Here is a 14,210-nt window from a genome sequence, read left to right as displayed (position 1 = left end):
GACTTTGCCAGAAGAAGTCTTATTTGCTTTATGGTTTTATTATATTATTAACAGTTTTATTAATTATGCAAATTTAAGCTTGAGACAAAGATTCTGTTGCTATTAAAGGCTTTCTGGGCTTTTCTCCCGCTAATGATAGAATTGTTTCTTCTTTCTTCTTTTACTTTATACTAGTTATATATTGGAGTTATTATAGTGTCTGTTGATGATATTAAATTGAATAGTTTTGATGAAATAAAATCTATTTGGATTAGAAAGTATATTTGTGAAGATTCTGATAAATATTTTGTTGATAATTTTATTCAAAGTATTTGTTCTCAAATAGATTTCTCAAATATAAAGCCTCAAACAAGAATAAATTTAGCATTGGAACAATTATTACTAAATTTCATTTATTGTTATTCTAAATCTAATGAAGGAATAATTATCCCATTTGCATCTAATTATTGGGTCAAATCTAATGCTTATAATCCTCTCGGTTTTAGTAAGGATATAATTCAAATTGTAAACAAGTTGGCAGATTCTGGCTTTTTTCAGATTCGTAAAGGCCATAATAATTTTTTCTCAGAATATGATGTTAAGAAAGGGAAATGCACAATCATAACTCTAACCGAAAATTTCAAGTTAGAATATTTGAATTCTCTTATTGGAAGGGTTCAACTAAGACCTGAAATTGATCCAATCTATGTGCATGAAAAAATAGTTGAGAAGAAGAAAACCGGAAAAATGAAAAAAGATGGAGAAAGAAGAGAAAGAAAGTCAAAGTCAGTGAAGGCAATAAAGTATTATGAAATAAAACCAAAGGTGAGTCATACTGGATTAGGACTTTCTTATCGTATCAACATTGAGAAGGAAGAGAAATTCATAAGAGAATACAATCAACTCTTGTCTCAATTTGAGTTTACAATGGATAAGATGCCTGATTTCAAAAAAGCCGCATATGAACAGTGTGCCTTTGACAATGCTGACACCTTTGCCTTTGGTCAAGTTAGGAGGGTTTTCAATAAAATTGACAATACTAACTTTACCCACGGAGGCAGGTTTTATGGACATTTTACCCAGTGCTTGTACAACCGAAGGCTTGGGGCCGATGGCAACCCTTTGAAACTTCGTGAATACATTCTAATTGATGGCAAAAAAACAGTTGAGCTGGATTACAACTGCCTACATGCCAATATGCTATATGCCCGTTCTAACAATAAGCCCTTTGAGGGTGATGCATATACAATCAAAGGCTATGAACATTGGCGAAATGAATGCAAAGTGGCAATGCTCATAGTGTTCAATTCAGAAGATAATGATGAAGCCCAAAAAGCCTTTAGGGATAAAATTTATGATAGTAAAGGTTTTTTGAAAAATCTAACAACTGAAGAAATTGGTACAATTTTCGATGGGCTGAAGGAACTACACTCACCAATAGCGAATTGGTTCTTTTCTGGAGTCGGCACAAGACTACAAAACATTGATAGCTGCATTGCATCGAATATCCTTAAATTTTTCACGAAGGAAGGAAAGCCCTGTCTCCCCATTCACGATAGTTTCATTGTCTGGGAAGAAGATGAGGAACTATTACGGCAAAAAATGCTTGAAGAGTATCAGCGTGTGCTCAAAACAAATAACACCATTGGAATTGGTTAGCTTGAACTGGACAGAATTCCTGCGAGTCGCTCAAAGTAAGCCTATTCTCTTGTCCAATCCGTTTATGCTTGAGAATTCCTAAAGAGCATAGATCAAAAACGTATTACAAAACGTATTACGATTTTGAGTTTTTTGTGTCTGATTTACTTGATACCATATCTAATTCAAGCGTAACCCGACTGAATATTAACAATAAATATCAATTAGTTGCAGCATGTTAAAGAGCTTTGGGAATTATGACCTTTAAATGGTTGAAATGACCTTATTCTTTTGCTCGTTTTGATTTGCTCCCCTGTACTCTATTTTTTCTCTAATAGGTCTCTAGCGGCTGCAATTGATAAAACCTTGCCATGACGGTGAATCATTCTATGGCAATTGGAGCAAACAGGAACCAGATCTGTTGCTGGGTTCACTTCTTGTTCAGCCTCTCCCATAGCCAACGGGGTAACGTGGTGAATCTCAATAAAACCCTCGCCCCAGGTTCCATACTTTTCTCCAAAGTCCATCCCGCACACAGAACACTTAGTTCCATGAATCCTGATAGCTTCTAGGCGGTTTTGAGGGTTTCTTTCATATCGGGTTGCCTGATATGATATTTTTGCCCCTTCATTTCTGCCTTGTGTCGGACTAGGAATATCATTTTGCTCTTGGTCCGATTCATCTTCATTTGGGACAACGAAGCTGATTTGATAAACGTCAGAACGCTCTTTCACAAATTTCATGTGGGGAGGCAAAGGCACAGATAGGTCAGCACTGAATCTCTCAAAATATGAAGGGAAGGTTGTTTCGATAACAGTTGAGAAATCAGAACGCCATAACAGCCTAATCCGGTCCTTTGGGTCAGGGTATAGGCTTGCAAAGTATTCAACACCCCGATGGGCAAGAATAACTTCTCGACTTTCCATTTTTGGATTGAACTCGAAAAAGTAGGCAAATTCCTTTGGAACCCCTGTGCCATGATGCAAAAATGAGGACTTGTCCATTTGCTTGGTCGCTAACGAAAGTGAAAGGATTGTCCAGGAACGGTAGGTTTGAGGATATGAGCGATTAATTCCTTGTTTGCTCAATTCTTCTAAAACAACCTCTTCCAAAAGCCCTTGATATGCACTTAAAGGCTTATACCCTTCAATAAAGGGATAGCCATGCTTGCGAAGAACTGCGCTGATATTCTGGTGCTTGCGTTCAACTGCTCCGTTTGTGCGATCTTCCAGAAATTTCAATAGCTCTTTTCGATGATGAGCTTTGACATACTTCTCCCCGTTCAATTCAGCCTGGAGCATTTCCAGATAGTCACGGACCGTTGCTGTAACCTCTTCTCTTGACCATTCTGCCATTGCTATTTGACCTCCAAAATTCAGATACACGCCAAGATAGAAAGAAGCAAAGAAAAGCCCACTGTTACATGGGCCTTTGGGAGTTGATTCATATCTTGTTAAACCTTGATAAGCCTGTAGAGAGTCTGCCTACTAATCCCGAATTCCTCAGCTAGCGTCTTCTTTTCCTCGCCTTCCTCACTGCGCCGCCTGATCTCGCTTATTTCCTCCTCAGAGAGCTTGGGCTTCCTGCCCTTGTACTTCCCCTTGGCTTTTGCCTTTGCAATCCCTTCTGCCTGTCTCTCTCGGATGATAGACCGCTCAAATTGCGAGACAGCACCGAGCATCTGGAAGAGGAGCGTTTGAGTTGCATCCATCTTTCCGTTGAATATCCATCCTTCCTTGTGAAATTGAACTGTCACGCCTCTTTCGGTGAGTTCCTTCACGAGGTCTTCAATGTCTCTCATGCTTCGCGCAAGGCGGTCCATTGAATGAATATGGAGAAAGTCGGAGTCTCTCAGATAATCCAGACAAGCTTGGAGCTGGGGCCGCTGTGTGGTCGCTCCGCTGATCTTTTCCTCATACACCTTGTCGAGTTTAACGCCATCAAGTTGACGCTCTGTGTTCTGATCTAACGTGCTGACTCTGATATAACCAATATGCTTGCTCATGCTGACGATCTCCGTGGGGTTGATTGCTTCTATCTGTTGCAAATAGATTTAGACCTAAATGAGAATTGTGTCAACAAAATAAAAATCAACCTTAAAGTTACACGAAAACCCTTGCTTTTCAGGGGGGCCGATCGTGTATCAGTTGGGTACACTCTATTGAGACAAATTCAGTGAAGGGAAAGAATAGGGTAGGGAAGCAATCCAAACGTGCCTTGAAAGCCCCGTTGTAAGGATAAACTTAGAGCGTAGACGCATCCTAGAGCTAAAATGGTATCCACCTACCAGAACAGACCTAAAACGCCTTAAATTTATTTGAGAGATTGGATATATAGGACTTTTAGGGTAACCATCTGAATTTATTGAAACGAGAAAAAACAGAGAGCCGAGGTCCACCATGCCCCCCCTCGTTTGAATCTTTGAGTACCCAGTGCCTTCTATGCGCTCAGAGACTTGGACACAGATTTTTTCAGAGTTTTGAAGTTCAGTATCTATCCGTGTTTACACACTTGACTATTAAAGATATGGATACTGAACGTAGAAAAATAGGAGGAACAATGGGAACGCTTTTGATCGTTATTGGAGGGATTTGGGCACTTATAGGGGGCGGGAACATTGTTGGTATGCCGTGGACTTCAGGGGCGTCTGGCATATTAACAATGGGGTTAATGTTTAATATGCTAGTTTTCGTATTTCCGGGCTTGATTTTAGTTGGTTTGGGAAGTCGGATGAGGTCAAAAAAACGAGTAAATGCAGACAAGCATCCTGAACCCATAACACGGACCGATTTGTCCGATGAAAGAGAATGTCCTCACTGTGCTGAATTGATTAAGGCGAAGGCAGTTAAATGCAAACATTGTGGCTCAGAAGTTGAGGCGGTTTCAAATGATTAAAACCATTAGGGGCATCCCTCTAAAATGGCTTTGCATTGGTATTCATCAATGAGACGTAACGCTAGCATTCATGACTATTAAATATGTGCCTTAGCCGTTGATTTGCAGGACAACACTTGAGTCTTTTAGTTCATTTGTCTGTTTATACAACAGAAGGAACATATTTGATTTAGATAATTATTTCGAATAAAAGGAGAATGCAATGCGCAGGGTGAGTTGTTTGATTCTCGTTTTTTTTATGATTGGGTGTTTGCAAGCTTGTGACACATTGTATAGTCCAAGTTTAGAAGAAGCTAAAGACGCTGTAAGGGAGAGATTAAAAGATCCTGAATCGGCAAAATTTAGAAATATTGAAAAAGGATACTGGAGATCAACACAAACATATATTGTACGAGGCGAGTTTGATGGCAAAAATTCGCTAGGAGGTTATAATGGCTACACTAAATTTGTATATGACTGTAAAATTAAATTACTTATGATCGGAGATGATTATACAAAATTAATAGATATGTATTTTGATGGAAACCTCAGGTAGCCCCTAGAGTAGTGAAGGGTTGTTTTCGACAAGGGGAAGCGATTACCAATTTCTTGCCAACTGTGACACTTCTGAGGGTTAGCGTAGATCTGCTCGGAACACTCCTGTACGCTTCCCCCAATCAAGGATATAAAAAGCCGGACTAATGTGTTCGGCTTTATTCTTTTGGGCGGCGATGCTCTTGTACTATTCAATCTAAAACAAATTTAGACTTCATCAGGTGGCCCAGGTCCAATTCCTTGTCGAATGTTATCTGGCTCACAATTTGATCGTACATGAGTTGAGGAGTGTACGCCTTACCGTATCGGTCTAAAGTCATAGTGCCGTGGGAATGACCGTCAAATTCATGAAGCAAGAGTTGATCGACTTGTTTTTGTTTCAGGTGATTAATGAGCGTGTGTCTAAATGAGTGAAAGACTTTCTTTTGTCCCTTAATGCCACAAGCTTTTTTGTAGCCATTAGTGACGCCATCACCATGACCATTGAACCAGCGACTAACCGCTTGCCCGTATCCATCACGCCCATATGAGAGTTCAGGGAATAAGCGGTCATACCCATTGCTTTTTAAGTGTGCGGCATAGTTTGGCAGGTTCAGCCCTGTCGATAAAAATGAATGAAGCGGGATAAGCCGCCTTGCGTTTTTGTTTTTTATCTTTTTGTTCTTTGAGTCGTCATTAACATCAATAACCCAAACTCCATCTTTTTGATAAATATCAGACAAATGGAGTTGTGCTATTTCTGTTTGTCTCATTCCTGTAAAAAGGGCGATCGGACAAAACCAGAACATAAAGGCATGTGCAAAATTATCTGCTATGTACTGGGAAGAATTGAATAGTTTTTGCAAGTCGGCGTTTGAAAATACTTCTCGTTGCTCAGAGTCTTTTTGATCGACTGGTATTTCCATGCCTTCAGCGGGGTTGTTTGGCATGTAGCCGAGTTTTACAGCAAATTTTAGCAGAGTAGATAACCTGTTAAGGTTCTTGTTGACTGTTGTCGTAGATATTGTTTTTTCTACATCCATTTCAATAAGTTGAGAAATCGTTTTATTCCTATATTTTGAGAATTTATTGCGATTGACTGGAAGTTTTTTCAACGCTTCACGAAAGTCGCTGATAAGATGATAGTTGATTTCAGCGCAAGTGATTGTAGTCCCTGCAAAGTCTATGAAATTGTTATATAAAGCATGGTTTTCGTCTTTCGTTTTGTCTGTCCATTTACCTATTGCAAGCCTGTCCTTTGTGTATTCTTCAATGACTTGTTTAAAAGGTACGGAAGGCTCTGTGCTGTGAGACTTAGGGATTGGGTCGTGGGCCTCGGCAATTGGGTCTAAATCGTATTGACTGGGAATAGGAGGATTCTCTCCGTTCTTCCTCGCGCATATCAGCTTGTTTGCATCAATTTGAGCCAAAGAAAGAGCTTGAAGAAAACTGCCAGTCAAATCTGCTTCAGTAATTGTTTTTCCATTAATACAAGCACAGGCAGGCATCAGTGTTTTAATCTGTTCATAATCCCTCTTCTTATGAAGATATTGCGAGTCTTCTAAGGAATATTCTTCGCTATATTTTAGGGCATCAATGTTGGGTTGAACATTTAACCCCATTTCTTTTTCTAGCATTCTCATAATTGGATAATCAGCATAATCCCTATCAAGGTGCCTGTCTTGCAGCATTAAAAGGAAATGGAAATACTCAGCTATGAGAGCTGTTTTTTCAGATTTGGAAAGGGATTTGTCACTCATTGTTTTTCTCGATTGAGTTATAGCTCTTTCAACTTTTACAGCTAATAACAAAGCCTTGCCCCTCGCTTCAAGTTTATTCCCAGTTTCAAGGCTTTTCTTGATCTCTCGTTTTCCCAAATAGGGGCGAAGGGCAATCGGAATGACTTTTCGATAGTGATAGGTGTGGCCCTGAAGGCACAAAAAAAGGCTCATAGCTATCCTCATTTTGTACTAGGCTTTGTACTAAAACCTCGTACTTGGCTTGCTATGAACCTTTTTATTGGGAAAATGTTAATTATCCCAATGGACTGGTGGAGGCGGGGAGAGTCGAACTCCCGTCCGAGAACGATCCGCGAAAGCGTCTACAGGTTTAGGTCCGGATTAAGGTTTCGCTCGATGGCTTGCTCCGGGCCGGACGGCCATCGAACTAGAACCTTTGAGTGTTTCGCAGCTTCGGTAAGGAACGAACCTCCACGTGCTAGCCTTATGTTTTGACGACTCAGCCCGCTTATAAGGCGTCGGCGAGTGAATCGTGACAAGCTATGTTGTCAGGTGCAACTCTGCAATTAAGCAGCCATTGCGTATTCGTAATTGTCGTTGGCAATTATCTTTGTGGTCGATTTTAACGAGGCCATCGACCAACCTCGACCTGCAGCTTCGGCTTCAACTATCCCCGTCGAAACCAGTGCGCCCCCATGTCAAAGAACTTTCGGACAAGTTCTATATAAGTTCTTTCCCCTGTTTGGCAACCAAAACCGGTGTTTTTCCAATTTTATGAGCAAAGTTGAATTTTTTAATAAAATCGCTATTTTTTTCAGATATATACAAAGTATCTAGATATAGTCTATAAAAAATCTAGACTTTATAGAACAACATTCTGCGTGTTTTAGACGGGAAAAAACATCGTTTTGGAATCCTATCGGTTGGAAATTGGCCTTTAGCATAACGCTTTCAGACGTGTGAGGACGGGGGATTTAATCGGCTTTGGAGATGTGACGGCTTTGGTCAAGGCCGTGTGAACATGTTCGGATGGCTGTTGCGGATGCTCAATTAAAATTGTTCGCGCTGTCAGCGGTGTGCAGAGCTATAATGAAGCCGCCCTGTCGTAAGAGGCGTATCATCGAATTGAAGTATGGGGGGCGGAGGGGGGGCGCGGCCGTGGGATATCGTGCTCGTCCTTATTGTCGAGGTCGGGCGCTTGTGAGTCTAGTCCAGGGTTCGGCGATAGCGTTTGAGGCCGATGATGACGATTACGAGCCAGAAAAGGAGGATGGGCCAGACATGGATCATTGACTCCTGCCAGCCGTTGCCCTTGAGCAGAATGCCGCGGATGAGGCGGAGATAGTGGGTCAGGGGAAGAACGGAACCGACCCACTGCGCCCATTGGGGCATCCCGCGAAATGGGAACATGAAGCCGGACAGGAGCAGGGAGGGCATGAAGAAGAAAATGGATACCTGGACCGCCTGTAGCTGATTTCGCACGGCGGTGGATATGGTGACGCCCACGGACAGATTTGCGCCGATGAAGATCAGGGACAGGGCGAATACCAGGGTGATGCTGCCATGCATGGGCACGCCGAACAGAAGCCTGGCGGCAGTGATGATGAGGGTCATCTGGATGTAGCCGACGAAAATATAGGGAATGATTTTGCCGAGCATGACTTCAAGAGGACGAACGGGGGTGGACAGGAGGTGTTCCATGGTGCCGCGTTCCGACTCCCTTGTGATGGCCAGTGAAGTAATCATGACCAGAGTCAGGGTCAAAATGACGCCCATGAGGCCGGGGACGATGTTGTATTGCGTCTCGACTTCGGGGTTGTAATCATAATGAATTCGGATATCCACAGGCGATTGCTTCTGATTCAGGGCGAGGACCGGGCCGGTAAGGTCCTTGGCCAGGGCACGCCGCACGATTTCGGGGAAGGCGCCGCCTGCATTGCCGGTGGCCATGGGGTCCGTGGCATCGGCTTCCAGGAGCAGCACGGGGCGGTCTCCCCGTAACAGATCCCGGGCGAAATATTCGGGAATGGTCAGGACGAATTGAACGGTTCCTTCGTTCAGCAGTTGTTCGGCCTCGGCTCTGGTCGCCGGATGTTTGGTGATGTCGAAAAAAGTGCTGGCCTGCATCCCGGCGACGATGGCCCGGGAATACGGAGAATTGTCGCCGCTGAGCACAGCTGTAGGCAGATGCCGGGGATCGGAGTTGATGGCATAGCCGAAGAGTATGAGCTGGATGAGCGGGATGCCGATGAGCATCGCAAAGGTCAGCCGATCCCTGCGCATCTGCACGAATTCCTTGGCGACCATGGCTCCGAACCGTTTGAAGGAAAAGAGGCTCATTTAAGCGCCCCCTTGCTCTGTTGCGTGAGGTCGATGAAGACTTCCTCCAGACTCGTCTCGATGCGGGACCACTGGTAGGGCTCGTTGCGGAAAGGTTCAATGCTTCGCTTGAGCGTTTCGGCATCACGCCCGCTTACGTGCAGCGTATTGCCGAAGGCGACCACCTGGTCCACGCCGGGAAGCGGTTTGAGGTGTGCAGCCAAGAGGTGAAGAGGCGCTCCGTTGTCTTTTGAGCTTACAGCCCAGGTTGTGAGTTTCGCATCCCGGATCATGTCTTCCACAGTGCCCCTGGCCAGGAGCTTCCCGTAGGCGATGTAGGCCAGTCTGTGGCACCGCTCCGCCTCGTCCATGTAGTGGGTGCTGATGAGAGCGGTGATGCCTTCGGCGGCAAAGGCATGGATTTGATCCCAGAAATCGCGGCGTGCGCCGGGGTCCACACCCGCGGTGGGTTCATCGAGCAGGAGGAGTTTTGGGGAATGCAAAGTGGCCACTCCCAATGATAGCCGCTGCTTCCATCCACCGGACAAGCTGCCGGCCAGTTGTTTTTCGAAGGGGCCGAGTCCCATGCGCTCAATGCAGTCTTTTGCTCTTTTCCCGGGAGCGGAAAGACCGAAGATGCGGGCCGTGAATTCGATATTTTCCCGGACGGTCAAATCCTCATACAAGCTGAATTGTTGCGTCATGTAGCCTACATGCGGTTTGATCCTTGCCGATTCGGTGATGACGTCGAAGCCAAGGCATGTGCCGGAACCGGCGTTGGGCTTGAGCAGGCCGCAGAGCATTCGGATGGATGTGGTCTTGCCAGAGCCGTTGGGGCCGAGGAACCCGTAAATCTCGCCTTTGCGGATTTGCATGTTCAAACCGTCGACCACGGTCTTGGGACCGAAAGTTTTGGTCAGTCCCTGGACGTCGATGATGATGTCGGAAGTCATGGGCGGGATAGGGCGGTCAGGGTTCCAGGTCTGGTACGGTGACATCCACCGGCTGCCCAGGATGGAGCTTGGCCGCGTTTTTAAGGGAAGGAGCGGCTTTGAGCTGGAAGACCAGCTTGGCCCGGCTCTGGCTGGAATAGATGACCGGGGGGGTGTATTCGGCGGACGGAGAAATATAGGAGACTGTAGCTTCCACCGGGGTTGAGGCCCCATCGAAGTTGACAATGACCGTTTGTCCCGCTTGCAGCTTGCCCACCACGGTTTCCGGCACATAGAAGCGCACTTCGATGTTCTGGGGCGGCAGCAGGGAAACCACCGGCTGGCCGGCAGGGACCCATTCGCCCACCCGGAAGAGGGTGTCGAACACAAATCCTTCGACCGGTGCAACGGTGTGCTTTTGATCGAAACTCCATTGCGCCTGGTCGAGTTGCGCCCTGGCCTGGCGGACTTCGGACTCGGCCGCCAGAATGAGGTCGCTGCGTGCGCCCAGGCGGGCGGTCCGCAGTTCCGACTCGATTTCGCTGACGAGTTGCTGCTTTTGCTCGTAATCGCTTTCAGCCCGGTCAAGTTCTTCCTGGGAGATGGTCGCGGCGGCCACAAGCTTGACGCGGCGCTCATATTCGATCTTCGCCAGGGAAACGGAGGACTTTGCTTTTTGCAGCCGGGCCTGGATGGAGGCTATCTCCGAAGGTCTTTGGCCCTTGCGCAGATTGGCCAGATTGTCTTGGGCACGTTGCAGTCCGTGCGTCGCTTCGTTTACGGCCGCCTGTTCGTAATCGCGTTCCAACGTGAAAAGCGGGGCTCCTGCGGCCACGACCTGGCCTCGCTTCACTGCCAAGTCCTGGAGGGTGCCGCCCAGGCCCGCGGCCACATGAATGTATTCGCCTTCCACATACCCCTGAAATACGTTGGCGGGTTCATTGGAACATGCCGCCAAGAGAAGCAGAGTGAGGAAAATATGAATAAGGCGTGTCGCGTTCAGCATGATGCTCCGATTTCTTTGGTATATTTCTACCCTTGTTTTGAGGGAAAAACAATATGGCTCAGCATATTGGGACAAACGTCTGCTCGGATTCATGCGGTATGGCGGCGACTTTGGGGCGCAGTTTGAAGTTTGATAGATGACCATATGACGTGTCGTCTAGTCATGATGAGCCACTTTTAGCCGTGGGGAAAAGGGGCGGCGTATTGGGTGAAAGGGAAAAAGTAAAGCCCATGTATTGCTACATGGGCTTTGAGGGGGGGATTGGTCGATTGATGAAGCTATTGCTTGCGCTGCATCCTTCTGCCGACAAAGGCCAGGGTGGCGATGCCGAGACCGAAGATGATGAAGGTGGACGGCTCGGGAACGGGCGGGGTGCCGGTGACCGTCAGTTCGGAGTCGATCCAGGTCAGGGCGTTTTCCGCGGTTTCCCAACCGAAGTACAGGCCGCTTTCGGGGACGTAGTAGTAGGGGCTTTCTTCGTCGTGCAGCAGATCCAGCACGGAGATGTAGCCGCCGTCAGTGGCAGGAGGTCCCATGTACATGTTGCTCAGGCTGTCGGGATCCAGGGGATCAATGCCGCTGAGGAACGAGAAGGAGTATTCCCAATCATCATAGATGAAGGTCTGGGAAGCCGCTTCGGGGTTCAGCAGGATAAACACGTCGTTGGTGTTCGGGAAGAAGAAGTTGTTGGAAGTCTCGAAGAACAGGAATTCGAGAACGGTGGAGAAGGTGGCGACGGTGTCGGAGTAAGGGTTGTAGCCCTGCAGGGTCAGGGTCGCGCTCAGCTTGCCGCTCATGAGAGAGTCGGTGTCTGCGCTGATGACCTGGTTGTTGTGGTAGAGGTGGTCTTCGATGACGGTCGAGCTGTTGGTCGCTACGGTGCCGGTCTTGTCGTAGGAACCGACGGAGCTCCCTTCGGGGTGGGTCGCGTCGACGCCCCAGGTAAGGCTCCAGCCATCGGGGTTGTTTACCAAATCCATTCCTGCCTGAGTGCCCGCTTCGTTGGTGTAGTCGCTCAGCTCGTAGGAGAGCGAGTAGGTCCATTCATTGATGAAGGCAGCGTACGCAGGTTGCGTCACGAGCATCATCAGGAAGAAGGCTGCCAATAACTTGATCGAAATTTTCTTCATAACGGTCCTCCCATTTTTCTTGGGGATATGCACAACCTGTTCCATTTTTATAACTAACTGTATTATCGTAAATTATTATCGCTATTGTGGCCCTGTAAGAGCATATTTGGTGTAAATTATTCCGACATGAGTGGGCGTTGGTTTACACTTTTCAGGTATCGCATGTTCGGGACAATGGAAGCCGGTTTTAAGGAACTCCGGCTGTAGCGTGTTGACGAAGAGCCACTCAGAGGATGGTGTGAAATTGCAATGAGTTAATATGATTGATTGTTGTTTGGAAAATTCCTTGCTTTGGCAAAGAATAGGGACATGGGAAGATTGATCCTGTTTTTTCCAGAATCAAACTTATCGGGATTATCCCATGCGAAGAAGAAAGAGGGGGGTTCCTGACTCGCGAGAGGATTTTGATGTCCATCCAAGCCCTATTCGCTCATGGGAAGCCTTTATCGGCGCTTGTAATCTGCTGCAAATATAGACTTTATATTCAGTTGGTTATGCTGCCAAATACAGAGCGTCGAAATCTATTACATGCGGCCTGTTTTTTTGCGCGGAGGTTTATTCAGGCGGCGTGGGGGAAAATAATCAGTTGGATAAAGAATAGAACCTTCTTCGACATGCAGGATAGCCAAGGAGCATAGGCATGAGCTGAGAACAATATAGCCTGAATCTATTGGGGTATTTTCTGCGGCGGGCGCATGAAGCGCGTGCGGCCATAAGAAAAGGGAAAAAGAAAGTCCTTGAAACCTATTTGATTTCAAGGACTTCCAATTTCATTCGTGGTAGCGAGGAGAGGACTTGAACCTCCGACGCTGCGGATATGAGCCGCATGCTCTAACCAACTGAGCTACCTCGCCACGTTTGTTCCGTCGAAGCGGTCACAGTCTATAGACCGTCTTTTTGGGCTTGGCAAGTGGAAAATCCCTGTTTAGGCAAAAAAATGGAACATATTACAAAAACAGGAGAATCAAGGCGGCGAGGATAACGCGGTAGACTGCGAAAGGACGCAAGGTAAGCCTGCCGAGCAGGACAATGAATCCTTTGATCGCAAGCCAGGCTGAAATGAAGGAAACGATGAAGCCGATGAGCAGGAAAACAAGGTCGCTGCTTTCGAACAGTTTGTAGTTTTTCAGAAAATCGTAACCGGTTGCGGCGAACATGATGGGCACGGCGGCGATGAACGAGTATTCGGCGGCGACGGTTCGTTTTGCTCCCAGAAGCATACCGCCCATTATGGTGGACGCCGATCTGGAGAAGCCCGGCCACAGGGCCAGGCATTGGAACAGGCCGATGCCGAAGGCCATCTTCGGAGTGACCTCATCCAGGGAGTGGGTGACGGCGCGTTTGTTCATCCCTTCTACAATGAAAATGAGCGCCGCGCCCACGGCCAGGGCCACGGCCACGGTGAAGGGGGAGAACAGGAACTCCTTGATGTAGCCGTGCGCCAGCAGGCCGACGATCGAGGCGGGCAGGGACGTCAGGAACAGAAGCCAGAGACCGTATATTCCGGAAAACTTGCGGTTTTTGTCTGGGAAAAGCAGTCCCACGAAGCGGTCCCAGTACAGAACCACCACAGCCAGGATGGCTCCGAGCTGGATGACGATCTCGAAGGTTTCGGCTTTGGGCCCGGTGAAATCAAGGAGGTTGCCCGCAATAATCAAGTGCCCGGTGCTTGATATGGGCAGAAATTCCGTCAGGCCTTCGACAATGCCGAGAATGATCGCAACATACCAGGGTGCCATATGATCCTCAGGGGTAATGTGGGGTTGGAATGCGTATTAGGCTACGATCTAGACCAACTAACACCGTCTTGCAACCCCTCGTAAGCTGGTGTACTTCCTTTCGCTGAGAGTACGTTAAAAGACAGGAGCCTATTCATGACGACCGTAATGCCTCAAAGCGAATTGAACCGCAAAGCCGTGGCGTGGGTCTGCGAGATGCGGGACAACGGAGACGAGAGACCCCTCTCCGCTCTTATCGAGGAAGCGGGCGTCCGCTTCAATCTCGGCCCGAAGGATATGGAATTCCTCCTGCGTTTCTTCAAGGAAAACAAGGGCTGATT

The 14,210-nt window shown here is 46.9% G+C and carries 12 protein-coding genes, 1 tRNA gene and 1 other RNA gene; 4 read left to right on the top strand and 10 right to left on the bottom strand.

The features are described from left to right. The first annotated feature begins 195 nt into the window (after positions 1-195). Positions 196-1,638: a hypothetical protein gene (locus PSN43_RS05985; protein ID WP_272699816.1), complete on the top strand. Its 1,443-nt coding sequence runs from the start codon at positions 196-198 to the stop codon at positions 1,636-1,638. Positions 1,639-1,937: 299 nt separating this feature from the next. On the opposite strand, the gene PSN43_RS05980 is transcribed toward PSN43_RS05985, so the two are convergent. Continuing rightward, positions 1,938-2,972: an HNH endonuclease gene (locus tag PSN43_RS05980; protein ID WP_272699815.1), complete on the bottom strand. Its 1,035-nt coding sequence runs from the start codon at positions 2,970-2,972 to the stop codon at positions 1,938-1,940. Between the two features lie 98 nt (positions 2,973-3,070). Then, on the bottom strand, positions 3,071-3,622 hold the full coding sequence (locus PSN43_RS05975; RefSeq protein WP_272699814.1) for a recombinase family protein: 552 nt from the start codon (positions 3,620-3,622) through the stop codon (positions 3,071-3,073). A gap of 521 nt (positions 3,623-4,143) precedes the next feature. On the opposite strand from PSN43_RS05975, the gene PSN43_RS05970 reads away from it, so the two are divergent. Both PSN43_RS05970 and PSN43_RS05965 read left to right on the top strand, forming a co-directional pair. Next, positions 4,144-4,512 (top strand): hypothetical protein, encoded by a 369-nt coding sequence (locus tag PSN43_RS05970; protein ID WP_272699813.1) that lies wholly within the window; start codon positions 4,144-4,146, stop codon positions 4,510-4,512. A 202-nt stretch (positions 4,513-4,714) separates the two neighbouring features. Beyond that, positions 4,715-5,047, top strand: coding sequence for a hypothetical protein (locus tag PSN43_RS05965; RefSeq protein ID WP_272699812.1), 333 nt, complete (start codon positions 4,715-4,717; stop codon positions 5,045-5,047). A 190-nt stretch (positions 5,048-5,237) separates the two neighbouring features. On the opposite strand, the gene PSN43_RS05960 is transcribed toward PSN43_RS05965, so the two are convergent. The 8 genes from PSN43_RS05960 to PSN43_RS05925 form a co-directional block, all read right to left on the bottom strand. After that, on the bottom strand, positions 5,238-6,977 hold the full coding sequence (locus PSN43_RS05960; RefSeq protein WP_272699811.1) for a site-specific integrase: 1,740 nt from the start codon (positions 6,975-6,977) through the stop codon (positions 5,238-5,240). Between the two features lie 96 nt (positions 6,978-7,073). Next, positions 7,074-7,459: a transfer-messenger RNA gene (gene ssrA, locus PSN43_RS05955) on the bottom strand. Positions 7,460-7,970: 511 nt separating this feature from the next. After that, the gene (locus tag PSN43_RS05950) at positions 7,971-9,104 is read right to left on the bottom strand and encodes an ABC transporter permease (RefSeq protein WP_272699810.1); all 1,134 of its coding nucleotides are present in this window, start codon (positions 9,102-9,104) and stop codon (positions 7,971-7,973) included. Continuing rightward, entirely contained in the window at positions 9,101-10,036 is a 936-nt protein-coding gene (locus tag PSN43_RS05945; RefSeq protein ID WP_272699809.1) for an ABC transporter ATP-binding protein, read from the bottom strand. The genes PSN43_RS05950 and PSN43_RS05945 overlap by 4 nt, the downstream gene beginning before the upstream one ends. Before the next feature lie 16 nt (positions 10,037-10,052). Continuing rightward, complete coding sequence (locus PSN43_RS05940) at positions 10,053-11,021, bottom strand: HlyD family secretion protein (protein WP_272699808.1); 969 nt, start codon at positions 11,019-11,021, stop codon at positions 10,053-10,055. A 278-nt stretch (positions 11,022-11,299) separates the two neighbouring features. Continuing rightward, positions 11,300-12,151, bottom strand: coding sequence for a THxN family PEP-CTERM protein (locus tag PSN43_RS05935; RefSeq protein WP_272699807.1), 852 nt, complete (start codon positions 12,149-12,151; stop codon positions 11,300-11,302). A gap of 777 nt (positions 12,152-12,928) precedes the next feature. After that, positions 12,929-13,005 (bottom strand) — tRNA-Met (locus PSN43_RS05930). A gap of 93 nt (positions 13,006-13,098) precedes the next feature. Then, positions 13,099-13,890, bottom strand: a complete 792-nt coding sequence (locus PSN43_RS05925; protein ID WP_272699806.1) for an undecaprenyl-diphosphate phosphatase — start codon at positions 13,888-13,890, stop codon at positions 13,099-13,101. A gap of 135 nt (positions 13,891-14,025) precedes the next feature. Between PSN43_RS05925 and PSN43_RS05920 the strand changes: the two genes are divergently transcribed. Beyond that, positions 14,026-14,208: a hypothetical protein gene (locus PSN43_RS05920; RefSeq protein WP_272699805.1), complete on the top strand. Its 183-nt coding sequence runs from the start codon at positions 14,026-14,028 to the stop codon at positions 14,206-14,208. Positions 14,209-14,210: the final 2 nt, after the last annotated feature.

Origin of the sequence: Desulfovibrio sp. Fe33 (genome assembly GCF_028532725.1) — a bacterium.
Classification (GTDB): Bacteria; Desulfobacterota; Desulfovibrionia; order Desulfovibrionales; family Desulfovibrionaceae; genus Pseudodesulfovibrio.
Note: the sequence above shows the minus strand (reverse complement) of the source record. Positions and strands in the feature narration are given on the sequence as shown.